Consider the following 25,273-nt stretch of genomic DNA (forward strand, 5'->3'; position numbering starts at 1 on the left):
GTGCCCCTCCCGTCAATCTTTGCCCCGTCGCGTCGCCCAGGGCGGCACCTCGCCGCGTTGTCGTCGTCGGCCGTAGGCTCCGCTACGACCTCCTCCTCCGCCTTGCGATGCACCACCCTGGACACCGCTCCGTCCGGGCAAACCTTGCCGGTCACGGCACTAGCTTGCGCCCTCATGTCTCCAAGGCGTCGTCTATCCGCCGGTTGGTGATCTCTGCACCGCCGTCGATGCACTTCGCGTAGACCCTGAGCAACACGTCCACGCGTGCCCGGCGCGTCCGGCGACCTCGGGAGCGGCTACCCGGCGTTGAGCCAGAGCCAGACGACGGCGTTCCGTAGACCTGCCGACATTGGATGTGGATGGACACCCGGGGTACGCAGCTCGGCCGGGCCTGGTGGGTGCGGCGACTTCTTCGGCGCCCGTTAGAGAGCCGGAGAGGTCATCGCGTGGCGAGGAAGTCCTTGATGGCTGCCGTGACCTCCTCGCCGGTGGCGTGGCTGGTCACGATCCGCATGACCCGGCCGTGCAAGTTGTCGTTGCCGTATCGGTCGTACATGTCCGAGACCAACAGGTCCAGCCAGGGCCGGGCGATGTCGGTCGGCTTGCCGTGGGGTGGCTGGCTGAGGAATGTCGTGACGGCCTCGGCGATCCGGCGCTTCGCGGTCGCTGTGTCTTCCGGCAGAGAGCCACGACGGTCGGCGGGTAGCTGGTCGATGATCTTCGTCGCCTCGCCGAGGTCGGCGATGGCGCTGTCGATCTTGTCGGAATCGGTCAGGTTGTTCGAGGCGATTCCCGCGAGCAGGTCCTGGACCTGGACGATCGTCTTCACCACCGCGAGCCGCTGGGTCAGCGCGTCGGTGTCGGCACCTGCGGCGAGCTTGGCGACGGCGGCCTCGGCAGCCTGGACCGTTGCGGCCGACGGGTTCGCCTCTGCGGCGGCAACCGCGTCCTTGGCGGCCTTCAGCAACTCCTCCTGGCCTCCGATGAGGTCGATGCTCATCGACCCGATGATGAAGGGCAGGTTGTTGGCGCCGACTATCCGCATGTCGGCGTTGCCGTTCTGCCGGTTGCGGAACATGGTCTGCGGCAGGTCGAGCGTCACGGTCTGCCAGGTGTTCACCTTTTCCGGAGTGATCTGCACCCGCGGAGTGCTCTGGTACGCGGACCCGGTGGCTGCGGAGTCGTACTGCAGGACGAACGAGCCGGCAACTGGCGAGCGGTACTCGATGGTCGCTTTGGCGTCGTACGGGCCTCCGCTGATGTGGGCGTCGTCGACCCCGAGGTAGAGGTTGTTGCCGGCGTTGAAGGGGTTCTTGTCCACCTGCAGGGCGCGGCGGCCGTCGATGGTGATCTCGTGGGCGGGGCCGCTCTCGTAGGGAATCCAGTTCAGGCCGTCGGACTCGCCGGAGAAGTCCATCGAGACGTGGGTCACCCGGGGCGCGGGCGGGACCACGTCGATCTTCATTGCCGAGATGGCGAGCGGAAGGTTGGCCGGAGCCGACAGGCGCAGGTCGGCGCCGCCGTTCTGCCGGTTGGTGAACCGGATGTCGGGGATCTCGATCGTCGCCGACTGCCACTGGTTCACCTGGTCCGCGCGGATCGAGACCGGCGCCGACTTCTGGTACGCGGATCCGCTGTTCGCGGAGTCGTACTGGAGGGCGAACGAGCCGGCGACCGGGGAGCGATAGCTGACTGTGGCTGTGACCTTGTAGGGTCCGCCGGAGATCGCCGCGTCGTCGACGAACATGTACAGCTGGTTGGCGCCGCCGAACGGGTTCTTCTGCAGTTCGAGCGCATTGCGGCCGTCGACCGTGCTCTCGAGGTAGGGACCGTCCTCGTAGTTCTTGTACGTCAGCCCGTCGCTCTTGCCGGCCGCGAGGTCGAAGGAGACGGAGTACTTGTCGGGGACGGGGTACTCAACGGGGGGATTCGGATCGACCCAGTCGGAGCGCTCGGCCAGGTACGACCTGCCCTGGGCGTCCTTCTTCAGGATGAAGTAGTAGTCGACCGTGCCACCCAGTGACAGGTACTCGGCTTTCAGCGACTCCTTGGTCACCGTGAGCCGCATGGCCCCGAAGTGTTCAGCATCACGGAACTTGCTGCCCGGGGCGACGCTGAATATGGGCGTGAGGCCCGCGCCGCCGTTCCCGGTGATCGCGATGTTGTAGCCGTCCGCGGTGACGATGTGCTCGGCGTGATGATCGTGGCCGGCGAGGATCAGGTCGACCTCGGGCAGTTTCACCCACGACCGGTCGGGGTTGTTGCCGGCCTTGCCGGAAGAGAAGATCGGCTGGTGCTCACCGGTGAGGACCCATTCGGCCGTACTGCCGGTGACTGTGTTCTTGTAGCGGTCGTAGATGGGCGGCATCGCGGTGCCCGACGACACCTGGCAGTTGGCGTCCGGGTTGACGAAGTCGACCAGCCCGTTGCCGAAGCCCGCCACGTACTCCACCGGGACCTTGAAGTAGTCCACACTGGGCTGGACACTCTCCGGGCTGCAGCCGTTGCCGTAGTCATGGTTGCCCATGATCGGGAAGAGCTTTCCCGCGTCGATGTCGGCCTTGTACGGTGCCTGGGCCTTCACCACCTCCTCAGGCCGGCCCTGTTGGTAGGTGTTGTCGCCGGTGGTCAGGATGGCCGCGGGGTTCCACGAGTGCACCATGTCGGCCACCTGGTACTCCTCGGCGCAGGTACGGTCCGCGCCGCAGCCGCCGTAATCGCCGATCACGGCGAGGACCATCTGGTCTTGTGGCGGCCGACTGGTGTCCACCGCGGGAGTGATCCGCTTGAGCTCATCCCCCGCCGCCTGAACGGGCTGGGGCGCCATAGAGGTGATCGCCGCGGCAGCAGCGGCCAGTGTTATGAACACTCTGGTCGTGAGTGACACGTTTTATCCCTTATTCCCCATTTGTCACAAGATGATCGCGTTGTGACGCTAGATCACATCTCCGACCCTGAGCTGAATATGGGATGAATTTGGACATTCGATCACATAACATCCGCTGGTGTGGAAGAGTGTGGACACTCATGGATCCAAACTCCAGCGCGGAACAGTGACCCTTTTCCAGCGTGATGTGGCTGGTTGCAGGGTGGCTGATCTTGGGGGCATGGCGGATCATCACACGCTCGATGTCGGCGGCCTCCGGCTGGCGTACCAGGTATCGGGTCCCGACGGCGCCCCGCCGCTGATTCTGCTGCATGGGCTGGGCTCGAGTACGGCGGACTGGGACGGCGTGGTGGACGCTTTCGCCCGCCACTGGCGGGTGTACGCCCTGGAACTGCGTGGCCATGGCCGGACGGGAAAGTACTCGCTCGAACTCATGCGAGACGACGTCCTGCGGTCCAGCGGGATCGATGCCGCTGGACCGTCGTGTCGGGCACGGACTCAGAATGCGTCGCGGGAGCCCACGGCGTTGGCCCGGATCCTGGTCACCTGCGCCTCCAGCGCCTCGACGTCGAACGGCACGGCCGAGGCCTCGAACTCCTTGCCCAACGCGTGCAGCATGTCCATGCCGTCCCAGCTCGCGGTGAACTCGTCGTCGATCGGCTGCATCAGGTCGCCAAGCGCGTCCTCAGCTCGGTTACGCATCACGAGGATCCGCCACTGCCCGAGGAACCGGCGGAACTCGGCCAGCCGCTCGCCCGCCTCGGCGACAGCGGAGACGACCTCGCGCAGCGCCTGATTCACCTGCTGCGCCCTGGTCGACATCTCCAGCACGCTCTCATGTACGGCATCGCACAGCAGGGGCACCTCGCTCAGCGAGGTCGGCGGCGCGATGCCGTCCACGACCTCGGCGGCGAACGCGGCGACCATGTCGTTGTGCAAGCTGGCCAGCGCGATCCGGAACCGCAGGTCCGTGACGTACGAGCGCAGCGCGGCGAGCCTGGGGACCAGCTGCTCCAGCGTGGCCACAGCGGTGCGGGTCGGCGCGGCCATCACCCGGGCGACGTTGTGCAGCACCGGCGCGGTGTCGGCGACCCTCGCGGAGGCGGTCTGGGCGCTGGTGACCGTGCGGTCGAGCCGGCGGGCGATGTCGAGCACCTGGGTGGACGACGTCATGAGCCGGTCGCTGAAGACCCGGTAACTCTCCAGGCGCTCCACCAGGTCGGCGAGCATCGCTTCCAGCGCTCCCGCGCCGGTCAGCACCTCCCCGATCGGTCCCTGGGCCCGGGGCCGCGCGTACGTCGCGGAAGCCAGCCGGCCGCGCGCCGCGACCTCGGTGGTCAGCGCCTCAGTGAGGAATTCGTCGTGCGAGGCGAACCCGAGCTCGGCCAACAGCAGTTCAAGCTGCTCCATGCCGAACTGTGCCACCTCGCGGCGGTTCATGCCCTTGCGCTTGACCGCCTCGAGCTCGATGTCGGCCGCGTACTTGTACATCCGCTTGACTTCGTCGAACAGCTCGGCCTGCGGCGCCATCCGCACCGACAGGAAGCCCTCCGCCGACGGCGTCATCGTGGCGAAAACCCAGTAGGTGCTGCCGTCCTTGGCCCGGTTCTGCACGTACGCTCCCGCCGGACGACCGGCAAGCAAGCGGTTCCACATCAGCCGGAAGACGCCGGCCGGCATGTCGGGGTGGCGCACGATGTTGTGCGGAGCCCCGGTGAGCTCGTCGAGGGAGAACCGGGAGGTCCGGACGAAGACCGAGTTGCCGCTGCGGATCAACCCGCGCCGGTCGGTCGTGGAGAAGAAGAGCTCCTCCGAACCGATGAACTGCTCGATGCCGCTGGGCACGCTCAACTCGCCAAGGCTCATCGCCCACCTCCCCGATCTGGCGGAGAGACTATCCGGCGGGTGCGGCGGCCCCTCACGCCGCCTACATGAGCATCGACGACCGGCTCGCGTAGTGCTTCCTGAGCCGAGCGAGGGACATCGGAGCAGGTAGGAGCGGTCGGCGGCCGCGTACGTGCTCTCAGGTGTCGAGGCGCCCGCACGTCCGAGGCAGGTCTCTTCCGGGTGGCGGACCGGAGCTGTGATCTTCGTCTCGATGGCGGAGAACGAGGGATCGGCGACCTGGCCGCGGAGGCGCGGAGGGTGTGATCCCTCCGCGCCTGTGCCGGCTGATGCCGTACCGCGAACGTCAGCAGGTCAAGGCCGGTGCCGTTCCAGCGGTCGGCGTGGTTCACAACGTGCGTCCGGCCGGCCGGTGTCGCCGAAGACATCCCGCTTGACGTCGGGAGGGACGCTCCCGGCGGGCCTCCTAGCGCTTCAGGTACCGGCGCAGGCGCGTGCGCAGCGTCTCCGCCATCCGGCGACCGGCCTCTGCCCCCTCTCGCAGGTGACCGGTCACGCCTGGGGGCGTGGTCACCCCTGGGCGAGGGGTCGTCCCACCTTCGGGCCGACCGCTCAGGCGCTCGCGTTCCTGCGGGCCACCTGTTTGCGCCCATCCCTGGCCGGGCTGGTTGGCCTGCTCCCAGGACGTGTCCCAGCTCATGTCGTAATAGCGGAAGAGCTTGCGCTCCTGCTCGACGGACATATGCCCGGCGGCGTCCACGTAGATGTGGGGAGCGCCGTTGACGCGCTCCTTGTCGTACGGGACCTCCACATGATCTCCGACCAGGTCCGCGTTGCGGATCGGAACGAACGTCTCGGTCGTGCCGAACAGCCCGGTCTTCACGCACAGCCACTCCGGCTGCCCGGTGTCGTCGTCGAGGAAGACGTGTTTGACCTCGCCGAGCTTCTGTCCGCCGGTGCCCTCGACCGGGATGTCCAGTACCTGCGGAATCTGCTCCTGCCTGATCATGCTCTCCTCCGTCCTTCGCCGTCTCCCTCGGCCCTACCGCTGGACCTTGAAGGAAAACCCGATGTACTGGACGAAGCAGCTAGATCTTCTGTTGGCTCATGGTGGCCGTGCGCGTTTCACCAACCGATGTCACAGCGGGCGAGCCACTCCTGCGTCAGGTCACGGAAGGCGCGTGGCTGCTCGAGGGGGAGGTAATGCCCCGCGTCGGCCAGCGCGCTGTAGGAGGCGTTCGGAAAGGACGCAAGGGCGCGGAACTGGTCCGCGTATCCGGCGATCCGGTCCTGCCGCCCGGCGATGACGCTCGTGGGGCCCGGGTAGGTCCACGCGGCGTCCTCGTCGGAGAGCCGGTAACCCGTCGCCCTCAGCCGTCCCAGATAGTCGTCGTCGCCCGGCGCCGAAGAGGCCAGTACGGCGGCCACCCGCTCAGCGACCTCGCCGGTCCGGTTGCCCAGCGCCAGAGAGAAGTGATCACGCAGGTCGGCGGGCACACCCGACAGCCATCCGGCGGGGTCGACGCGGTGCGGTGGGTCGGGCAGATCTCGATCCGCCGGCCGGATCTTCACTCCGGAGCAGATCGACAACAGCCCGGCCACCTGTTCCGGCCGGCGCCGGGCGACGGCGGAGGCGATGTATCCGCCATAGGAACAACCGGCCAGGAGGAATCGACCGGAGCCGATCCGCGCGTCGAGGAATTCCAAGACGGCGTCCACGATCCCATCGGAATCCTCGGGACCTCCCGGCGATCGACCACATCCCGGCAGATCTGGATATATCCGCTGTAATGCAATGGATCCGGATAGGGCGGGCTCCATGGCCGCCGCCATGGCATCGCCGTCCAACCCGAACCAGGAGAGGCACACGAAGGGGAAGCCGTCGCCGTGGGTGTTCGCAGCCATGCTCATGCTCCACGATCCAAGCACAGCGAAAATCGTTTGAATCACTGATGGACGCGCGGCAGGATTTCTGGTGCTCTGTCGCCGGTCGAGCCGGTTCCGCATGCAGCCCCGCTGCCCGCGGGGCTCCGGTCTTTCACCGGATCCGCGCCGGCTCAGCTGTCCGTCGAGCGTGAGTTTTCACCGGACTCGTCCCGACCCGAAGGAACCATGTGACCGATCAGTTGATCCCCGGCCTCGCCGTTCGCCTCCTCGATGTCACCGACCTGCCGGAGTGCCTGCGCCTGGCCGAGGACCGCGAGTGGGCGCCCGAAGAGCGCAAGTGGCGGTTGCTGTTCGAGGTCGGAGACGTCTACGGGATCGATGATCCGGATGGTGGGCTGGCCGGAACGGTCGTGTCCACCCGGTTCGGCCGCGAGGTCGCCGCCATCGGCATGATGCTCGTCGCCAAGCGGCACGAACGCCGTGGCCTCGGCAGTGCCCTGATGCGGTACGCCCTGGACCGATCGGGCACGGCGAGTGCCTGGCTGACCGCCACCGCGTACGGGCGGCCGATGTACGAGAGGCTCGGCTTCCGGGGGATCGGCCAGTGTGCCACCCATGTGGGGCAGGTGACCGGCCTGTCCCGTGGGACCTCCCGGCCTGCGGAGCCCTCGGATCTGCCCGCGATCCTCGCCCTGGACGCCGAGGTCTTCGGCGCGCCACGGGTCGAGCTGCTGACCCGGTTGCAGTCGTTTTCGGAGCGGTTCCGCGTGGTCGACGGGCCGAGCGGGCTCGCCGGATTCGGTGGTGCCTGGCGGAACATGACCGAGACGGTCCTCGGCCCGATGATCGCGCAGGACGCGGACGTGGCGCTGGAACTCCTCTCCGACCTGGCCTCCGAGGTCGAAGGTCCGGTTCGCGTCGACATCGACACCAGCAGGCCCGAGCTGCTCGCCTGGGCGGAGCGACACGGCCTGACCCACAGCTTCTCCACCACGATCATGGAGTACGGCGAGGCGCTCCCCGGAGACCGCACCCGCCTGTTCACCCCCGTAATGGTCGCCCTCGGCTGACCTGCGTCGCTCTTCTCTGCCTCTCACTCATAGGGCTCCACGGGCTGGGGGACCTCGGTGACGTCGGTGGCCACCAGCTCGGGGGCGACCATCCCGTTGGGGATCTTGTCGGACTTGGGACGGACCCACGTGCCGGTGACCTCCACCCAGGTGTCCACCGGCGGCCGGGCCGCCTTGAGGACGGCCACCTTCAGCGGGATGCCGTCGGCAGCGCAGCAGTTCATCTGGATGCGGGTGACGTACCACCGGTTCTTTTTCGCCGACGGCACCACGAAGCCGGTCAGCCGGACCCGCTTCCCGGTGAGGGAGTAGGTGGAGTCGGCCCAGGCCCGGCCGATGAACTCGCCGATCGGCATCGCGGTCACCGAGTCGGTGGCGAGAGGGGCGTAGGCGTCCGTGGTGACCGGCGGTCGCGGGGGAGGCTCCTCCGAGCGGGCCGCGAACGCCCCCAGCGCGGGCGGAGCGATGAGGAAGATCGCGAACACCGGCAGGCAGAGCAACCACGCCACCCGTGGTCCGTGGGAGTGATCATGCCCCCCATGCCCGCGGCCCTCGTGATCGCTGTGGCTCGGGTCCGTGCTCTCGTGACTGCTGTGGCTCAGGTCCAGGCTCCCACGGCTGCCGCCGCTCCCCCGCCCGGCGCGACTCCCAGGATCACTGTGCCCGGCATCTCCACTGTGATCTTCATGTCTGTGGTGTTCGGCGTGCTCGCCGTGTGGGTGGTCCGGGGCGGTGAGGTACGGCTTACGCCACTCCTGGATCAGACCGATGACCCCGAGCGCCAGGACCACGGCGCCCGCCGCGATCAGGAACGGTCGGAAGCCGGGCTTCACATAGTTGAGGTAGCTCGTGGACAGCACGGTGATCCGCAACACGGCGCCGCCGAGGAACACCATCACCAGGCTCTGTGACATCCGGTTCACAGCAGAACACCTCCGACGGCCATGCTCACCAGCAACGCCAACATGAATGTCAGAGGGACGAACCGGGCCGCGAATGCTCGCCCGAACGTCCCGATCTGGAGGGCGATCAGCTTCAGGTCCACCATCGGCCCGACCACCAGGAAGGCCAGCTTCGCTGTGGGAGAGAACGCTGTCAGCGACGCCGCCACGAAGGCATCCGCCTCCGAGCAGATCGACAGCAGGACGGAGAGCAGCGTGAGTACCAGGACGGAGAGCAGCGGCACATCGGCCACCGCGGTGAGCCAGGAGCGTGGCACCACGACGTTCAGCGTGGCCGCGGTGAGCCCGCCGACGACCAGGAAGCCTCCGGCATGGAGGAGGTCGTGTTGCGCGGCCTCCCGGAACGCCTCCCATTTCGACCCGGCGGTGGCCGTACGGGCGGGGACGCGCAACCAGGTGGAGCGGCCGAAGCGGAGCCACAGCCAGCCGACCAGGACGGCCACGATGAGGGACGCGGCGAACCGCGCGACCGCCATCATCGGCTGGCCGGGGAACGCGACCGCGGTGGCCACCACGACCACTGGGTTGATCGCGGGAGAGGCGAGCAGGAACGCCAGCGCGGCCGCGGGGGTGACGCCTCGCGACATCAGACCGGAGGCCACCGGGACGGACGCGCACTCGCACCCGGGAAGGACCGCGCCCGCCGCGCCCGCCACGGGAACCGCAGCGTAGGGATGCCGGGGAAGGGCGCGCGTCCAGAACGAGGCCGGCACGAACGCCGTGATCGCGGCCGACAGCAGCACGCCGAAGACGAGGAACGGCAGCGCCTGCACGGAGATCGCCACGAAGATCGTCGCCCAGGTCTGGAGCGAGGGGAACGCCAGCAAGGGAGTGAGGACGAACCGCCCGGCGATCAACAGAATGACGACGGCGGCGAAGATCCATGGCATGGCAGGCGGCGCCGCGGACCTGCGCCCCCACTCTGAGGGGGGCAACTCCGTCGACACATCGGCCAGGGTCCGGTCGGGCATGTGGTCATCCTGGCAGACCTCCAGCGCCGGTCGGCCTGCCTGTGGATAACCGGCGACAGCCCATGGGGGGGTGGGCCGGCACGCGGTCAGAGCTGGTTCAGCAACCAGCGTGGGCCGGTGAACGACGCTCCGAGGGCTTCCACCCGTCGGCGGAGTTCGCGGTCGGCGGTGACGACGAGGATCTTCTCCCAGGGCCTCGCATCGCGTACGAGCGCCACGATCGCGTCGTCCCCGCTGCCGGTCGCCTCGACGATCGAGATCCCGGAGACTCCGGAAACCTCCGAGACGCCCGTGACGCCTCGGGCGGCGCCCTCGACCACGACGGTCATCCGGGGGAACCACTGGGTGAGGTCGTGCATGTCGTCCGGCGGCCGGCGCAGGCCGCGCGCCGCGAGCGCGCCGAGTTCGCCGATCAGCCGGGCGGTGGCCGCGGCGCGGTCCCGCCACCAGCCGTGCTCGGCCCGCGCGCCGATGATGTTGGCCGCGTCGAGGATGACGGTGAGTGGAGTGAGCGCGAGCCGGATCCGCGGCCAGGTCTCGGCGAACCCCGGATGCAGCTTCCTGGCCGCGATCTCGTCGGCCGCGATCCAGCGCATGTCGGAGCTCTCGCCGTTCGCCGGGGACGCGTCGAGGAGACCCTCGGCCTGGGCGATCACGGTGTGGAACGACCAGCCGCCATGATCGTCGAGATAGACGCTCTGGACCCGGAGGAGGTCACCGGTCAGCGCCGCCTCCTCGCGGGCTTCGCGCAGCGCACCGGTGATCGCGTCCTCGTGGCTGTCGCGTGCGCCGCCGGGCAGCCCCCATGTGCCGCCGTGGTGGCTCCACCAGGAGCGTTTCTGCATCAGGATGTACGGCATGCCGTCCAGGGTGTGGTGGACGGCGAGCAGGCCGGCCGCGCCGTGGATGCCCCAGTGCCGGTGTCCGCGATCGCACTGGGCCCAACCGTCCCCGTCCTTGGCCGCCATGCCCCTCGTCCTGTCGTGTCAGTGGTTCACCACTGCTCGGCCGGGACGCTCGTCCCGGAGGCAAGGTCGTAGAGCACCGCGCCGTCGTCGAGCCGGATGGCCTGGATCTGCGTCGCCAGTCCGGCGTCTCTGAGCCGGAGTATGGCTTCGTGCGCGTTTTTGGCGTAGTGGTAGCGGTCAGCCGAGGAGAACTCGGGACTCGGCCGCATACAGCGGACTTCGAAGCGGTCCGGTGGCCACAACCGGACGGTTGGGCCTGAATTGTTCCAACCCGACATCTAGTGCTTCTCCTGTCACGCCGTCGTAAGACAAACAGTTGATCCGTGGACCCGGCACGATGGAACGTGACAGGCCCGATTGCCGATCGTTATGGAGTGGTAAGCGATCCTTCCCGTTTCTCTCCCCACATCCGTTAGCGTGTGAGCCCTCGCTCGCGATTCCCGGCGGCTCCGGGCATCGCGAGTTTTCATAGCACGGCACAGACGCCCGCCCCTTCGGCCGAAGGAGCGGGCGTACGCGTTTTCATGACGATGCTCCCCCCTGACCGTGGCAGTATTCGCCCCTTCCGCAGCCGGCCGAACTCCGGCGACGGCGGGACCAGAGATCAGCGTGACACGGCCGGTCCCGCTTGCACCAGTGCGATTCCCGGCGCGGGACGTCTACTTGCCGCTCTTCGAGAAGTGCTGGTAGTCCTTCGCGCCCGACCAGGAGCCGCCCCAGCCCCAGCCGATCGTCGAGAAAGTCCGGACCACCCGGTCGCCCGCGTTGATCACGCCGGGCTTGTGGAGCGGGCGCTTGACGTACGCGTCGGCGTTGCTGTGCGCGTGCGACCCGTTCGCGTACACGTACGGGTTCTCAAGGGGGTTGAGGTCGATCGCCTGGCCGTACGCGTGCTCGGACCAGCTGGTCGACCCCGTGGCGGCCCGGCAGTTGAACGCCGAGGTGTTGTCCGCGTCGATCGAGTCGTAGTCACTGCCCTTGTAGGCGTCGATCGGCTCCATCTTGCGGATCGGATAGCGGTAGCCGTAGAGCTTCTTGAAGACCGAGACGACGTCGTCGGCGACGGCCTGGTTGACGACGAGCCTGCCGGTGTGCGGCTTGCCGTCGAAGCCCCAGTGAGTCATCGTGATCATGCGCAGGTCGCTCAGCTGGACCGGGCATCCCGGCCGCCAGGAGTACGCCACCTGATCCCGCGTCACCTTCGTCACCTCGGCCGAGAACGGAGGAGGACCGGAAGGAGACGGTTTCCCCGTCGCGCTCGGACTCTCCGTCGGGGCCGCTGTGGGAGCCGCCGTCGCGTTCCCCGAGGGTGTGACCGTCGCCGGAGGGGGCATCACCGACTTCACCTCGGTGCTGCACGCCGTCGCCCCGGCAATGGCCAACATCACTATCGCTGATCTGCGGAAACGTGTGGTAGCCATACGTCAGCGTAACCCCGCCGTCACCCCCGGATCGGCCGATCGCGGCATCGGGATCGTCGGAGTGCCCCGCTATGGTGGCGATCGTGCTTCCCGAGCTGCGCTTCGGCGGACTGGCCGTCCCCACCCACGGCTTCTTCGTCGGTCTCGGTGTGGTCCTGGCGGCCGTGGTCTTCGTTCTGGAGGCCCGCCGCAGGGGCGCGTTGCACGAGGACTCGCTGGTCGCGGTCACCGGAGCGCTTGTAGGCGGCGCGATCGGGATGCGCCTGTCCGGCTGGGCCGAGCACCTGGACCCGCGGCTGAACCCCAGCCTCCTCGAAGCGTGGATGTTCGGCTCGCGCAGCATTCTCGGCGGCCTCACCGGAGCCTACGCCGGAGTGCTGATCGCCAAGCGGATCATCGGCTACCGCGGCAAGACGGGCGACCTGTTCGCCCCCGCCGTCGCGCTCGGCATGGCCGTGGGCCGGATCGGCTGCTTCCTCACCGAGGCGCCCGGGCGTCCCACGAGTCTTCCCTGGGGCGTGCACGCGCCCGCCTCCGTCCCGGAGTGCCCCGGCTGTCTCGCCGGGCAGGCCATGCATCCGTCCTTCCTGTACGAGATCGTCTTCCAGCTGGCCGCGTTCTGCGCCCTGCTCTGGGCCCGCGACCGGGTCGACCGGCCGGGCGAGCTGTTCACGCTGTACGTCGGCGCGTACGCGGTTTTCCGGTTCCTGGTGGAGTTCACCAGGGCGAACGAGACGGTCTGGCTTGATCTGACCCGGCCGCAGTGGTTCCTCGTTCCCGGCCTCGTGCTCGTCTTCCTCAGACTGCTGTCCGGCTATCGGCGTGGTTATTACGACATGCTGGTACACAAGAGAGACCGCTGGACCTACACGCGACAGGAGGAGGGCGCCTCCCCGGCCCCGAAGACGCCATGACGACTCCCCCCGAGCCTCCCGGCGGACCCCAGGACGACCGGGGCCCCGAGCCCGGCCCGCCACAGGGATCCCACGGACCCGGTTTCCAGGGACCCCAAGGACCTCAAGGACCCCAAGGTCCTCAGGGGCCGTACGGACCGCCGCCGCCCGGCTACGGCTGGCCGCCGCCTCCGCGGCCGCAGAAGAGCTCCACAGGACTCGTCGTCGGCATGACCTTCGTCGGGTTCGCGATCTTCATAGTGATCAATCTGATGGCCTTCTTGCTGACGCTGGGCATCGCGGACGGCATCGGCGACCACAAGACGCTGGTCGTCGGCGTGGCCGCGCTGATCCTGGCGGCCATCGCGCTCGGCGGTGGCGCCGGGCTCATCTTCCTGCGCAGGCCGTGGAGCAAGGGGCTCGGCCTCGGCCTCATGATCGGCTGGGCGCTCGTCTCGATCGTCTCCGTCGGGTTCTGCACCGGGATCAACCCGGAAATCTACAGTGGTGGTGTCCTGTGAGCGGAATGCCCCTGCGCGGTGATCGGATCCTGCGCTACGTCAACGCGTTCTGTCCCCGTTGTCACGACGAGCGTCCGGATCGGCCGCTCGACCAGGTACCCCGGCTCTCGGGCTGGCTGGCCGCCAGGAACGACCGCGTCTACCTGGAGCGCGGCTGCCGTACGCACGGCATGGTCCGCACGCTGTACGACGAGGATCCGGAGATCCTCGCCTATCTCGAAGAATGGACCGCTCCCACGAAGGCGCACATCCCCGACGTCGCGGGAAACTTCGCCCCCGTTCCGGAGGCGTACCTGCGGGGGCTCCCCGAGATGCAGACCCAGCACACCTGCATCCTGCTCGAGGACATCGCCGAGACCTGCAATCTCCGCTGCCCGACCTGCTTCACCGAGTCCTCGCCCGACCTGCGCGGCGTGGTGCCGGTCGAGGAGATCCTGGCCAGTGTGGACCAGCGGCTCGCCCGCGAGAACGGCCGCATCGACGTCCTCATGTTGAGCGGGGGCGAGCCGACCCTGCACCCCGCGCTGCCCGAGCTGCTCGAACGGCTGGCGTCCCGGCCCATCACCCGCATCCTGATCAACACCAACGGCGTCCTCGTGGCCAGGGACGACGCCCTGCTCGACCTCCTGACCGAGCACCGGGAGCGGGTCGAGATCTACCTCCAGTACGACGGAGTCTCCGCGGAGGCGTCCCGCCACCACCGGGGTGGTGACCTGCGGCGCTTCAAGGAGCAGGCGCTCGAACGGCTCTCCGGGCGAGAGATCTTCACCACGCTCGTGATGACCGCCGCCCTCGGCGTGAACGACGGCGAGATCGGCGATGTCGTACGGCTGGCGCTCGACACGCCGTACGTCGGCGGGGTGTCGATTCAGCCCCAGTTCGGGTCGGGCCGCTCCGGGCTGATCGATCCGATGGACCGGCTGACCCACACCGGCGTGCTGAAGCGGCTCGGCCCGCAGACGGACGGCCTGGTCACCTGGCGTGACCTGACCGCGTTGCCGTGCTCCCACCCGCACTGCTGCTCGGTCGGCTACATGCTCAAGGACGACGCCGGCAGCTGGCGGTCCCTGACCGCGCTCATCGGCCACGACCGATTGAAGGAGAACCTCGGCCTGGTCTCCAATCGGATCGCCGACTCGGAGATTCCGCGCGAGCTGCGCCTCGCCGTACAGGAGTCGCTGCTGGGGTTGCTGTCCGAGCAGTCGTCGCTGTCCCACCCGGAGATCGGCAATGTCTGGCGCGACATCTGCGAGAACTGCGATCTCGGCATGTCCACGTTGCTGACCCTCGCGTCGTCGGCGTTGCCCGGCCGTAAGCGACGCCTACGGCGCCTGCTCGGGGAGCGGGTGGTCCGCATCACGGTCAAGCCGTTCATGGACATGTCGACCATGATCGAGGAGCGGTTGACCCAGTGCTGCGTGCACGTCGGCACCCGCCCCGACCAGGACCAGTGCGCGCCCTTCTGTGCGGTGCAGGCGTGGCCGGCGCTCGCCCGCCAGCGCCTGTCCGCGGTCGCCTCGGTCGACTCCGGCGTACGGCTCCCGTTGGTGGAGATCACATGAGACGGGGAGAGACGCCGGACGAGCCGAAGCCGCCGCTGATCGGGGTGGTCTACCAGGAGGCGCTCGCGGCGCAGGCAGCCGCGGCGGACAGATCGATGACAAACGAATCTACGACAAACGAATCTACGACGAACGGATCTACGACGAACGGATCGACGCGCGACGGGTACGCGACCAGCGGGTCCTCGAGGCCCGGGTCATCCGCTTACGGATCCCCGAGCGGGTCCGCGAGCGGATCCGGGCCCTACGGAGGAGGCCGGAGGGGGCCGGTCGGCGCGCCGCCGTTCGATCCGTTGCGGCTCTGCGTCTACGCGACCGTGGCCCTGCTGGGCTGGCTGCTGGGCCCGTTGGCGGTGATCGGGTTCGCCGCCGTCGGGTTCGTGGGGTACGTCCGGGCCCGCCGGGCGGGGCTTGTCCGGAGCAAGTGCCTGCTGCGCGACACGCGGCTGGTTCTGGCCTACCTCGCCCTCATCGTCGTCGCCGCGACCGCCGCCCTCGTCCTGCGGTTCTTCGGCTGAATCGCGTCAGCTTCTCGGCCCTGAAGGGCCGAGCTTGCAGCTCCTCGCCGTACCTGGCGGGTACGGGTCAGGCCGCGTCGTCGGCAGCGTGACTCACTGCCCAGCCCGTGACACCGCGCGAGGCGATGTTGCGGGCCGCGTTGACGTCGGCGTGCTCAGCGAAGCCGCACGACGTACAGGAGAAGGTTGCCTGGCCCGGCCGGTTGGCCTTGTCCACATGCCCGCAGGCCGAGCAGGTTTGGGAGGTGTAGGCCGGATCGATGTGGATCACGGCGACCCCGTGCCGGGCCGCCTTGTAGGCGATGAAGCTCCCCAACTGGTGGAAACTCCAGGAGTGCAGCGTGACCCGCTGGGGCTTGCGGAGCCGTACCCGGTCACGGATGCCGCCCAGGTCTTCCAGGGCGATGCCGCGTCCGGTGCGTTCTGCCTCGGTCACGATGCGTTTGGCGATGCGGTGATTGGTATCGGCGGCGAACCGCGCCTCCTTGCGGCGGCGCTTCTTCAGCAGCCGTTTGGCGGACCTGGTGGCCTTGGCCTGCAACCGGCGGCGCAGCTCCCGGTTGCGGTGGCGGACCGCGTTCAGGCCCTTACCGCAGTGGCGGGCGCCGTCACTGGTGGTGGCAATGTTGGCGATGCCCAGATCCACCCCTATGAAGGCGTCGGGTTCGGCGACCGGAACATCGGGGATCTCGCAGGTCGCGTACAGGAACCACATGCCGTCCCGGCAGACCAGGTCGGACTCGCCCTTCCGGTACAAGGCGAGCGTCTTGAGCTGGTCGGCCGACCCGGTGAACGCGACATTCTTCAACCGGCCGGCCGTGGTCCAGATCGACACCATGCGCGCGTCGATCTGCCAGGACAGGCAGCGGTCATCGAACGACTGCGCGGCACCGGCGCGGAAGACGATCGGTTTACTCTCGGCCCGCGCGCGGCGCCGGGAGCCTTCCGGTCCCAGGTTCCCGGCCCGGATGTTGGCTTTCAGTGTGGTGTAGGCGTCGGCGACCTTCTTGATCACATGCTGGGCGGCCTGCGCCCCCAACCCGCGCGCTTTCACCTCGCGATAGGTGTGCTTGCGCAGCGCGTACTCGCGCCGGTCCCCGGTCGTGAACGCGGTCGCCGAGGCGAAGTTCGCGGCGTCGTTGCAGGCGCGCAGGGTCGCCTCCAACGACGCCGCCTGCTCGGGCGTCGGCCGCAGCCTCACCTGCACCACCAGCTTCACATCGAACACATTATCGGCTGGTGCGCGTCGCCGTGATGGAAACCGAAACCGGATATCCGCCAAGGTCACAGCGTGGTCCACAGGTCTACAGCCTCCACGCGCATTCGGTCTTCCCCACCACGTACCGGCGTGGTGTGTTCACGGGCGAACTCCTGTCACGCTGCGAGGAGATCATGATCGAGGTGTGCGACAGTTTCGGAGCGGAGCTGCGCGAGTTCAACGGCGACAGCGACCACGTGCATCTACTGGTGTTCTACACGCCCAAGGTGGCCCTGTCCGCCCTGGTCAACTCCCTCAAGGGCGTCTCGGCACGCCTGCTGCGCAAGGAGTTCCCCAGCCACGTCCGCAAGTATCTGTGGGGCGGGCACTTCTGGCCTCCGTCCTACTTCGCCGCCTTCTGTGGCGGTGCCCGCCGAGACGGCAGACTCAGTCGGCTGCCGCTGTCGATCATCAGGAAGTACATCGAGAACCAGAAACGCCCGGACTAGCGTCCTGGCGGGGAGAGGGAAGCGATTCCTCCCGGGCGTGAACGCCCGGGGTTCCTCGCTAAATCACGCTGAATCGTCGGCTCGACGCGCGGGCGGCCGCGCGACACGTCGCGCTTCGCGGTGGCTTTTTTCGGAAGACGTCGCGCACATGTTCGAGGGAGCGCTACAGTCATGGGCATCGGATCGAACAAGGGTTCGGTCGCCGACTCTGCAGGTGAGGTGTGCCATGGCGTTGCTCGCGGCACCGATGGCGTCCCGGGAGCGGACGTCGGCCACCTCTGGGCGATGTGTCCCGCTCCGGCCCGGAGCGACACGCCGTAGCGCTTTCTACGGAAATCTACGACGGCCGCTATATCCGGTAATAAAGTCCGAGAGCGTGGACCCCGTGCGCAATCCCTACGCCCCCGGTGCGGGGCAGCGCCCACCGGAGCTCGCCGGGCGCGATCGTGAGCTGCAGCAGTTCGAGGTCGTGCTGGAGCGGGTGGCCCGCGGCCGTCCGGAGCGGAGCATGGTGCTCACCGGGCTTCGGGGCGTCGGCAAGACCGTCCTGCTCAACACCTTCAAGTCGATGGCCATGCAGCGGCTGTGGGGCACCGGCAAGATCGAGGCCCGGCCGGACCAGTCGATCCGCCGCCCGGTCGCCGCCGCGCTGCACATGGCGATACGCGAGCTCGCCCCCCGTCACCGCGCTCCCGACCGCATCGAGATGTTCCTCGGCGTGCTGAAGGCCTTCGCGATGCGCGACCCGGCCGCCGCCAAGGGGACCTCCCACTGGTCGCCGGGCATCGACGTCCCCGCGTCGCGCGGCCGGGCCGACTCCGGCGACCTGGAGATCGACCTGACCGAGCTGTTCGTCGACGCCGCCGGTGTCGCGACCGACCTCGGTGTCGGCATCGCGCTGTTCATCGACGAGATGCAGGACGTGCCGGCATCCGACATCTCCGCGCTCTGCGCCGCGTGTCATGAGCTGTCGCAGAACGGCGGGCCGCTGATCGTGGTCGGGGCCGGGCTGCCGCACCTGCCCGGGGTCCTGTCCGCGAGCAAGAGCTACTCCGAGCGGCTGTTCCGGTACGCGCGGATTGACCGCCTGGACCGGGACGCCGCCGACCTCGCGCTCATCGCTCCCGCCGGGCGTGAGGACGTCGAGTTCACCGACGAGGCGCTCGACGCCCTCTACGAGGCGGCCGACGGCTATCCCTACTTCGTCCAGGCGTACGGCAAGGTCGCCTGGGATCTCGCCCCGCGAAGCCCGATCACGGCCGACGACATCAAGGTGTCGGCGCCCGAGGCCGAGGAGGAGCTCGCCGTCGGGTTCTTCGGCAGCAGGTACGAGCGCGCCACCCCGGCCGAGCGCGACTACATGCACGCGATGGCCCAGCTCGGCGATGACCCGGTGCCCACGGCCGACGTCGCCGACCTGCTCGGACGTAAGCCGTCGAGCCTCTCGCCAGCTCGCGACAACCTCATCAAGAAGGGTCTGATCTACAGCGCGGAGCGCGGTGTGATCGCCTTCACCGTCCCCCATTTCGGGAGGTTCCTGCGTGCGCAACCGCTGTAGCGACCCCCGCCATTGACCTCTCTACGGCTTTCTAGTGGGGAAGCTAGAGAGCCGTAGAGAGCTGAATTCACCTGCCCGCATTCGGGAATCTATGGCTGTCTAGCCTCAGGCCGATACAGCGATAGATTCCTGTAGCGGCTCGACCGGGTTGCCGTCCTGCCCGACCACCGCCACCCTGACGGCGGGCCGCCGCCCGCTCAGATAGACCGCGAAGACCACCTCGGTTCCTCCCCGGCCGGGGAAGACGAAGAACCGCCAGCACAGCTCCCGCCACGAGTCGTGCGGCTCGTCCGACTCCAGCTCTCCGGCGTGGGCGCGCCATGCCGTACTGGCTCGGAGCCGGGACAGCGCGTGGTCGGCGGGCATGGGCCGCTGCTCGCACGGAGCCCGGTGGCGCAGCCGGGAGAAGGTCTCCTCGATCTCCGGCGAGAGTGACAGCAGCAGCGCGAGGCCGCCCGCGGCCCAGGCCGCGGCCGTCCAGGACGCTCCCGACAGGACGTCGGCCGGACCGACGTCCGCCATCGCCACCACGACCGCCATCGCGGTCAGCACCGCCGCCCGCGCGACGGACCGCAGGCCGACCGGGGCGGAGCTCACCTCGCCGAAACAGCCGCATCCCACATCGGGACGGCGCCGCCGCAGGTCCCACAACACGTACGTCGACATCGTGAAGAACACGGCGGTGAGCCAGCGGGCGACGGCGAGGTTCGCGGCGAGCTGGCCGGCGACCAGCGCGAACTCGCCCAGGGCACCGGCGAGCATGGCGGCTCTCCTGAAGCGCTCCGGAATCAGGACAGCGGGGCCGAGCCGGCTCAGCGCCCCCTGCCCGGCGTCCTCGCCGGCGGTGATCAATTTGGCGACGCCGCCCGTGGTCAGGAGCAGCGTCAGGATGGGCAGGGCGGCCACCGCCGCGGTCACCAGCACACTTCACCCCAATCCGACCTGGGCGTTGAAACAGCCCTTGGTCAGGTCGCCACCGAGTCGCACGTACGAGACCGCGGACAGCTCGACGATCCTGCCGCGCGGCGAAGTGTCACAGTCGACGCAGCGGTCGCAGAAACGGCCGGCCATGCAGCCGCACCCCACGATCGGCACGGTCCCCGACCGCTGGGCGCAGACATTGCGCACGAAGAGCATCGATCCCAGCGAGAGGTACGGCAGGCGGGCGCACGAGACCACGCCCTCGTCGCACCCGGTGTCGGAGCTCTCCAGCATCGGATAGGCCGCGCCGTGGTCCGCGTAGTCCGACCACACGGCCGTCCCGGAGATCTTCGCCTGCGTCCCACCGAACGCCGGTGGCGGCGGAGGAACCGCTCTCCCTCGGTGCGGCGGCTGCGACGTGGCGGGGACCTGGGCCAGGGCGGCGCCGTCCTGCATCGTGCCGATGGCGTCGAAGAGGTAGCCGGGTTCCAGTTTCGGATGCCGTACCCGGATCCGGCCGGTCGAGCGGTAGGGGATCACGACCGAGCGTCGCCCCCGGTGAGGTCCGCTGTCGATCTCGACGGTGAGGTCGCGCCGGCCGCGGACGTCGAGAATGATCCCGGTCATCCGGGTCATGTCCGCCCACACGCAGTCCGCGACCCGGCCCGCGCGCGTCCTGATGATCACACGGGAGCCGATGGGCAGTCTTGTCGGAGGGACGGGGCCGGCGCGCCAGGCGGTCGCCCATGGGGCGATGACGAGGCGTTCCTCCTGTCCGTCGTCGTTCTCGATGATCAGGAGGTGGGTGGTGGCGTCGAGGATCTGGCCGCTCACGGCGTCGATCGCCGTGCCGTCGTCGTCCTCGGCCGGTCGGGGCGCCTGCGGGGCGCGGCCCAGGGCGGCCGCGGACAGCAGGTGCCGGCGCTCGACCCGCGCGTGCGGCATCGGTACTCTCACCCGTCCAGCGTCACATGCCGCCGATGACCGATAGGGACGCATTCGGGGCCGATGAGGGGTTCGGGAGCAATATTCCCCCACTTGGTGGAAGCTGTTGTCTCCCGATCTGGTGAACCCGGGTGCGTGGCGGCCGATCCGCGGCCATGAGAGCCATGTCGATCCGCCACCGATCTGCCGTCTCTTTGCACTTGACGGTACGAAACCTGGATGACGGTTCAGCCGGATCGCGGGTCCCAACTGCGATTCTGGCGACGAAGCAGCCTCTCCACGGCCGGACCGGTGATCGTTTTATGGGGAATCATGAGGAGTTCCGCGAGTACGTCATGACGCGCGGGCCGGCACTCCTGCGTGCCGCCCATCAGCTCACCGGGAACCCCTCAGACGCCGAAGACCTGCTTCAGGCCGCGCTGGCCAAGACCTATGTCGCCTGGGACCGGATCCAGGACCGCGCCTCCCTCGACGGGTACGTGCGCCGGGCCATGGTCAACATCAACATCTCGTGGTGGCGGCGGCGCAAGCTCCAGGAGTTCCCCTCCGAGGAGCTCCCCGAGGTCCCCTTCCAGCAGGACTCGCGGCATCATCACGAGGAGCTGGAACGGGCGCTCGAACGGCTCCCGGTGCGGCAGCGGACCGCGATCGTCCTGCGCTACTACGAGGACATGACGGAGCTCGAGATCGCCAAGGCCCTCGGCATCAGCGTCGGAACGGTCAAGAGCACGGTCTCACGGGGGATGGCCAAGCTTCGCGGGGACATGGCGGTCCAGCCCTCCTTGAACTGACCACTCCTCCGGATCACTCGGTCTTGGCGGGCTCCGTGACCCCCGCCGTGGCGCAGGGCCGTACGACGTCGCGGATGAGGCGGAGCGTGGTCAGGAAGTCGGTGAGCTGCCCGGGGGTCAGCAGACCGGTGAACCACCTCTCGATGTCGTCGAGGTGCTGGGGCAGCACGCTGAGCAGCCGGTCCCTGCCCTCGTCAGTGAGGACGGCGTACGACGCGCGACGGTCGTGGTGGCAGGCCCGGCGGGTCACCAGGTTCTCGCGCTCCAGCCGGTCGACGACGCGGGTGATCCCGCTGGTGGAGAGCGACGTCTGTGCCGCCAGGTCGCTCATGCGCAGGCCGTGCTCGGGGGAGCGGGCGAGCCTGATCAGCGTCTCGAAGTCGACGTCGGACAGCCCTGCGCCCGAGAGCGCGGGACTTATCTTTCCGGAGATCCCCGACATGACCTCGGCGAGCAGGCCCATCGCGGTAAGCCGGGGATCGTCAAATGGGCTCATAGGCCGAGTCTAGCGCGTCTTATTTGACATGGGGAATATTCCTCCTGTAGACAGTTGCTTGCTCAGACATCCACACGGCAAGTACATCGGGAGGCCAGCATGAGCATCCGTGAGTGGGAAGGCATCAAGATTCCGACCGCCGGGACATTCGCCCTGGACGTCGCGCACACGCGTGTCGGTTTCGTCGTCAAGCACATGATGGTCAGCAAGGTTCGCGGCAACTTCGCCGAGTTCGAGGGCAAGATCGTCATCGCGGAGAGCCCGCTGGAGTCGGGTGTCGAGGCCGTGCTCAAGACCGCCAGCATCCACACCGGTGTCGGCGACCGCGACAACCACCTCCGCAGCGACGACTTCCTGTCCGCCGAGAAGTTCCCGGAGATCACCTTCCGGAGCAGCCGGGTGGCCGAGCACTCGGGCGACGAGTTCGTCCTCGTCGGCGACCTCACGATCCGCGACGTCACCAAGGAGGTCGAGCTCAAGGTCGAGTTCGGCGGCGCCGCGCAGAACCCCTGGGGCCAGGAGATCTTCGGCTTCAGCGCCGAGACCGAGATCGACCGCGAGGACTTCGGCCTGACCTACAACCAGGCCCTGGAGACCGGTGGCGTTCTGGTCGGCAAGAAGGTCAAGATTGAGATCGAGGGCGAAGCCGTACGGCAGGCCTGAGCGAGGTTCCCCAGTCTTACACACAGCCCTTATCCACAGCCTGTGGACAAGGGCTGTGTGTTCAGGCCGCGGCCTTGTTGATAAGTGCCCGATCACGTTCAGGGCGGTGGTGTCGGCCACCTGTCGGCACGTCCGCGTCGCACCGTCGCCTTTCGTGATCGATCAAGGCCGGTTTCGCTTTGCTGGCTGGCGCAATCGCCGGTACGCTGTCTTGAGCCAATCGGCAACCAGGAGGCTTCGCCTAGTCAGGTCTATGGCGCCGCACTGCTAATGCGGTTTGGGTTTACCGCCCATCCGGGGTTCAAATCCCCGAGCCTCCGCAGGTCAGAGCCCCTCTCGCGAATCGAGCGAGAGGGGCTCTTTCGATCTTCAAGGGTGCTGTAGTTGCAGTTTTAGTTGCAGTTGCTCTCAGGATTCGCCCCAGAGGGCGGCGCCTATGCGCTCGCTCGCGTCCTGGATGAGCGCGCCTGCCACGTGTGTGTACCTCTCGGTCGTGGTCACCCGGGCGTGCCCGAGGATCTCTTGCACGACGCGGATGTGGACGCCCTGCTCAACGAGGAGGGTTCCGGCGGTGTGGCGGGCGTCGTGGAGGCGGGCTTCCCTGACCCCGGCCTGCCGGAGGAGCGCTTTCCACATCTTGTAGTCCTCGCTGCGCTCCATCGGCCGGCCCCGCCGCGTCGGGAACAGCAGGTCGTGATCTTCCCAGAGGTCCCCGGCTTCCGCTCGTTCGGCGTCTTGGAGCTTCTTGTGCTCGCGGAGGATGGGCAGCAGCTCGGGCGGGCACTGGAGGGTCAGCCTGCTTCGGCCTTGGCGTTGCCGAAAGTCGATGCCGCCGCCGGTGCGCTTCAGGCAGTGGTCCGCGTGGCCGGTGCATCCCTTGGGGCATGTCCTCGTCGGGCAGACGTGGCCGCGCCGCTTGTAGTCCTGTGGACAGTCAGGGTCGTGCCTGTGGGTTTTGCACCGCGGCTTGCACGGCCAGCGGTGCCACTCCTTGCCGCACTCCTGGGGATCGTCGCAGCCGTGTCGCCAGGGGGACCGCTGCGCCTGGTACCAGGTTCTGATCACACCCGGTGATCGAGATCGACAAAGGACCAGCGGAGACCGAGCGCTTCGCCCTGCCGGATGCCGAGAGCCAGGGCGACCGACCACCGGGCGGCGTTCCTGCGTGGTTTGGCGGCTTCCAGGATCTTCCGTGCCTCGTTGCGGGTCAGCGGTGCGAGGTCAGGGTCAGCGGCGACCGGTGCGTCAATCAGAGCGGCGACGTTCCTCGTGACCTTGCCCCGGCGCATGGCGATCTTCAGTGCGCGCGACAGGATGCGATGGACTTTGAGGACCGTGCTGGATGAGAGGTCCTGTTCGAGCATCGTGGCGTACGCCTTGTCTAGGTGCTCAGGGGCGAGCCGGTCAAGCGGCGGCGCTGCGCGCCGCCTCGCGGCCCTACGCCCGCTCGGCGGCGCTGCGCGCCGCCTCGCGGCCCTACGCCCGCTCGGCGGCCGGGCATGCGGCCTGGGGGCCGGTCCCGGCCGCCGGCAGCTCGGGCCGCGGCCGGCACAAGACGGAGCAGGTCCTAGGAGACGCCTGAAGCCACGCACCCCTAGCCGACGAGCCGTCTGCGCCAGTCCAGCGGCGTGATCGTGATGGCCTGCCGGGGTTCGCCGTTCCATTCCACCGACAGCCCGGTCTCCTCGAGCGCCGCCACGACCTCCTGGCCGATTGATGTTGTCGTCGCCGGTGAACCGTCGAACCCGCCATACAAGAGCATCAGCCCGTGCCCGCCTGCAGCCGCGTCTGTGCACTGGGAGTGGAAGTAAACGAAGCCACGGGCGTCCGGAGAGCCCACCCCGCCGATCTCCGCCTGACCACACGTACGGCAACAGGTGAAGTTCTCCCGGGCCGTAATGCCGGCCGTCTCCAGTGCTGTGAAGGCCCGCGTGAGCCGCTCCGGGTCAGTCTCACCCTCCCAGGCGGTCTGTTCCTCGACTCGCTCCACCCACATACGGTCAACCAGTCGCCGCGCCTGCTCAGGCGAGACCGGCCCATAATCCTCGGAGACAAGATAATCCTGTGCAATCTCGGCCAGCTCTGCCCGCGTGGCATAGCCGCCGACCAGCACCTCACGGACGCGCTTTTCAAGCTGCTCACGTTCGTCATCGTCGAGTTCGAGCGGGGGCACAGGACCCGGCCCCAAGTCCAGCGGCACCCAGTCCAGCCCCGTGTTCCAGCCGTGTTCCATGCGCGCCCAGCCGGTCATCGCCGCGATCACCGGCTCTGGTCCGTCGAGCATCGTCTGGAAGTGCCGGTCGGGCGCGCCGTCGCGGTACTCCAGCGTGTAGTCGCCCCCTCTCCTATGCCACACCTGGATGAAGACATCGGGCAGATCGGGGATCCGCTGGACAACCAGGAGCTTGTCGTTCTCACCGCCAATCCGGCGGACCAGGCTGGCCAGCTCCTGTGTGGCTATCCGGATGTGCCGCTGCCCGTTCTCTGTCTCTACTGTGATCGCAAGCATTCTGCTCACTCTGACATAGGCGGCCGACAACCCAGGGCCGGGACTTCCCCTGACTGCGGCCACTTGAGACCGGCCTCCCCGCCTCCCGAACAGAGCCGCCAGCGTTTGCCCCGGATCAGCCACCACGGCGTCTACGACACGCACGACTGCGGCGAGCCACGCGACGCAAGAAGCGCAC

25 protein-coding genes, 1 tRNA gene and 1 pseudogene are annotated in these 25,273 nt (G+C 68.2%); 11 read left to right on the forward strand and 16 right to left on the reverse strand.

What is annotated here, in order from left to right; genetic code table 11:
• Positions 1-439: 439 nt before the first annotated feature.
• A complete protein-coding gene (locus tag QSK17_RS26920; RefSeq protein ID WP_285708141.1) occupies positions 440-2,887 on the reverse strand; it encodes a metallophosphoesterase in 2,448 nt (815 codons plus the stop codon).
• A 220-nt stretch (positions 2,888-3,107) separates the two neighbouring features.
• Between QSK17_RS26920 and QSK17_RS36265 the strand changes: the two are divergent.
• A pseudogene (locus QSK17_RS36265) lies at positions 3,108-3,317 on the forward strand (alpha/beta fold hydrolase); the annotation flags it as partial.
• A gap of 68 nt (positions 3,318-3,385) precedes the next feature.
• On the opposite strand, the gene QSK17_RS26925 reads toward QSK17_RS36265, so the two are convergent.
• The 3 genes from QSK17_RS26925 to QSK17_RS26935 form a co-directional block, all read right to left on the reverse strand.
• Positions 3,386-4,753, reverse strand: a complete 1,368-nt coding sequence (locus QSK17_RS26925) for a PAS domain-containing protein (protein ID WP_285708143.1) — start codon at positions 4,751-4,753, stop codon at positions 3,386-3,388.
• A gap of 445 nt (positions 4,754-5,198) precedes the next feature.
• Entirely contained in the window at positions 5,199-5,741 is a 543-nt protein-coding gene (locus tag QSK17_RS26930) for a PRC-barrel domain-containing protein (RefSeq protein ID WP_285708144.1), read from the reverse strand.
• A 116-nt stretch (positions 5,742-5,857) separates the two neighbouring features.
• A complete protein-coding gene (locus tag QSK17_RS26935) occupies positions 5,858-6,739 on the reverse strand; it encodes an alpha/beta fold hydrolase (protein ID WP_352231851.1) in 882 nt (293 codons plus the stop codon).
• Positions 6,740-6,846: 107 nt separating this feature from the next.
• On the opposite strand from QSK17_RS26935, the gene QSK17_RS26940 reads away from it, so the two are divergent.
• Positions 6,847-7,689 carry a GNAT family N-acetyltransferase gene (locus QSK17_RS26940; RefSeq protein ID WP_285708146.1) on the forward strand — a complete coding sequence of 281 codons (843 nt, stop codon included), beginning with the start codon at positions 6,847-6,849 and terminating at the stop codon, positions 7,687-7,689.
• Positions 7,690-7,712: 23 nt separating this feature from the next.
• Here QSK17_RS26940 and QSK17_RS26945 read toward each other — a convergent pair whose 3' ends face one another.
• From QSK17_RS26945 to QSK17_RS26965, 5 genes are all read right to left on the reverse strand, one after another.
• On the reverse strand, positions 7,713-8,603 hold the full coding sequence (locus QSK17_RS26945; RefSeq protein ID WP_285708257.1) for a TIGR03943 family putative permease subunit: 891 nt from the start codon (positions 8,601-8,603) through the stop codon (positions 7,713-7,715).
• A 5-nt stretch (positions 8,604-8,608) separates the two neighbouring features.
• Entirely contained in the window at positions 8,609-9,622 is a 1,014-nt protein-coding gene (locus QSK17_RS26950) for a permease (protein ID WP_285708147.1), read from the reverse strand.
• Between the two features lie 86 nt (positions 9,623-9,708).
• Positions 9,709-10,590: an NUDIX hydrolase gene (locus QSK17_RS26955; RefSeq protein ID WP_285708148.1), complete on the reverse strand. Its 882-nt coding sequence runs from the start codon at positions 10,588-10,590 to the stop codon at positions 9,709-9,711.
• 26 nt (positions 10,591-10,616) lie between these two features.
• Positions 10,617-10,799, reverse strand: a complete 183-nt coding sequence (locus QSK17_RS26960; protein WP_285708149.1) for a hypothetical protein — start codon at positions 10,797-10,799, stop codon at positions 10,617-10,619.
• 450 nt (positions 10,800-11,249) lie between these two features.
• A complete protein-coding gene (locus QSK17_RS26965) occupies positions 11,250-11,789 on the reverse strand; it encodes a M15 family metallopeptidase (protein WP_285708150.1) in 540 nt (179 codons plus the stop codon).
• 293 nt (positions 11,790-12,082) lie between these two features.
• On the opposite strand from QSK17_RS26965, the gene QSK17_RS26970 reads away from it, so the two are divergent.
• The 4 genes from QSK17_RS26970 to QSK17_RS26985 all read left to right on the forward strand — a co-directional run bounded on the left by QSK17_RS26970 (position 12,083) and on the right by QSK17_RS26985 (position 15,505).
• On the forward strand, positions 12,083-12,925 hold the full coding sequence (locus QSK17_RS26970) for a prolipoprotein diacylglyceryl transferase (RefSeq protein ID WP_285708151.1): 843 nt from the start codon (positions 12,083-12,085) through the stop codon (positions 12,923-12,925).
• Between the two features lie 209 nt (positions 12,926-13,134).
• Positions 13,135-13,425 (forward strand): hypothetical protein, encoded by a 291-nt coding sequence (locus tag QSK17_RS26975; protein WP_285708152.1) that lies wholly within the window; start codon positions 13,135-13,137, stop codon positions 13,423-13,425.
• 5 nt (positions 13,426-13,430) lie between these two features.
• Positions 13,431-14,987, forward strand: coding sequence for a radical SAM protein (locus QSK17_RS26980; RefSeq protein WP_285708258.1), 1,557 nt, complete (start codon positions 13,431-13,433; stop codon positions 14,985-14,987).
• Positions 14,988-15,280: 293 nt separating this feature from the next.
• Positions 15,281-15,505 carry a hypothetical protein gene (locus QSK17_RS26985; RefSeq protein ID WP_285708153.1) on the forward strand — a complete coding sequence of 75 codons (225 nt, stop codon included), beginning with the start codon at positions 15,281-15,283 and terminating at the stop codon, positions 15,503-15,505.
• Between the two features lie 67 nt (positions 15,506-15,572).
• Here QSK17_RS26985 and QSK17_RS26990 read toward each other — a convergent pair whose 3' ends face one another.
• Entirely contained in the window at positions 15,573-16,724 is a 1,152-nt protein-coding gene (locus tag QSK17_RS26990) for an RNA-guided endonuclease InsQ/TnpB family protein (protein ID WP_285708154.1), read from the reverse strand.
• A gap of 35 nt (positions 16,725-16,759) precedes the next feature.
• Between QSK17_RS26990 and tnpA the strand changes: the two genes are divergently transcribed.
• On the forward strand, positions 16,760-17,212 hold the full coding sequence (gene tnpA, locus QSK17_RS26995) for an IS200/IS605 family transposase (protein WP_285708259.1): 453 nt from the start codon (positions 16,760-16,762) through the stop codon (positions 17,210-17,212).
• A gap of 385 nt (positions 17,213-17,597) precedes the next feature.
• Complete coding sequence (locus QSK17_RS27000) at positions 17,598-18,770, forward strand: DUF8462 domain-containing protein (RefSeq protein WP_502889314.1); 1,173 nt, start codon at positions 17,598-17,600, stop codon at positions 18,768-18,770.
• Positions 18,771-18,875: 105 nt separating this feature from the next.
• Here the strand turns inward: QSK17_RS27000 and QSK17_RS27005 are convergent, their stop codons facing one another.
• Positions 18,876-19,694, reverse strand: coding sequence for a MauE/DoxX family redox-associated membrane protein (locus QSK17_RS27005; protein WP_285708157.1), 819 nt, complete (start codon positions 19,692-19,694; stop codon positions 18,876-18,878).
• Between the two features lie 3 nt (positions 19,695-19,697).
• A complete protein-coding gene (locus tag QSK17_RS27010; protein WP_285708158.1) occupies positions 19,698-20,648 on the reverse strand; it encodes a hypothetical protein in 951 nt (316 codons plus the stop codon).
• A gap of 290 nt (positions 20,649-20,938) precedes the next feature.
• Here QSK17_RS27010 and QSK17_RS27015 point away from each other — a divergent pair, with 290 nt between their 5' ends.
• Positions 20,939-21,427 (forward strand): SigE family RNA polymerase sigma factor, encoded by a 489-nt coding sequence (locus QSK17_RS27015; protein WP_285708159.1) that lies wholly within the window; start codon positions 20,939-20,941, stop codon positions 21,425-21,427.
• A gap of 13 nt (positions 21,428-21,440) precedes the next feature.
• Here QSK17_RS27015 and QSK17_RS27020 read toward each other — a convergent pair whose 3' ends face one another.
• Positions 21,441-21,923: a MarR family winged helix-turn-helix transcriptional regulator gene (locus tag QSK17_RS27020; protein WP_285708160.1), complete on the reverse strand. Its 483-nt coding sequence runs from the start codon at positions 21,921-21,923 to the stop codon at positions 21,441-21,443.
• A 99-nt stretch (positions 21,924-22,022) separates the two neighbouring features.
• On the opposite strand from QSK17_RS27020, the gene QSK17_RS27025 reads away from it, so the two are divergent.
• Together QSK17_RS27025 and QSK17_RS27030 are read left to right on the forward strand one after the other, a co-directional pair.
• A complete protein-coding gene (locus QSK17_RS27025; protein ID WP_285708161.1) occupies positions 22,023-22,586 on the forward strand; it encodes a YceI family protein in 564 nt (187 codons plus the stop codon).
• A gap of 230 nt (positions 22,587-22,816) precedes the next feature.
• Positions 22,817-22,906, forward strand: a tRNA-Ser gene (locus QSK17_RS27030).
• An 88-nt stretch (positions 22,907-22,994) separates the two neighbouring features.
• On the opposite strand, the gene QSK17_RS27035 is transcribed toward QSK17_RS27030, so the two are convergent.
• The 3 genes from QSK17_RS27035 to QSK17_RS27045 form a co-directional block, all read right to left on the reverse strand.
• Positions 22,995-23,651 carry a tyrosine-type recombinase/integrase gene (locus QSK17_RS27035; RefSeq protein ID WP_285708162.1) on the reverse strand — a complete coding sequence of 219 codons (657 nt, stop codon included), beginning with the start codon at positions 23,649-23,651 and terminating at the stop codon, positions 22,995-22,997.
• The gene (locus QSK17_RS27040; protein ID WP_285708163.1) at positions 23,648-23,950 is read right to left on the reverse strand and encodes a site-specific integrase; all 303 of its coding nucleotides are present in this window, start codon (positions 23,948-23,950) and stop codon (positions 23,648-23,650) included. Before QSK17_RS27040 ends, QSK17_RS27035 begins: the two co-directional genes overlap by 4 nt.
• Before the next feature lie 230 nt (positions 23,951-24,180).
• Positions 24,181-25,095, reverse strand: a complete 915-nt coding sequence (locus tag QSK17_RS27045; RefSeq protein WP_285708164.1) for a DUF6891 domain-containing protein — start codon at positions 25,093-25,095, stop codon at positions 24,181-24,183.
• Positions 25,096-25,273 lie beyond the last annotated feature (178 nt).

It is taken from the genome of Microtetraspora sp. NBRC 16547 (genome assembly GCF_030268965.1).
Classification (GTDB): Bacteria; Actinomycetota; Actinomycetes; order Streptosporangiales; family Streptosporangiaceae; genus Microtetraspora.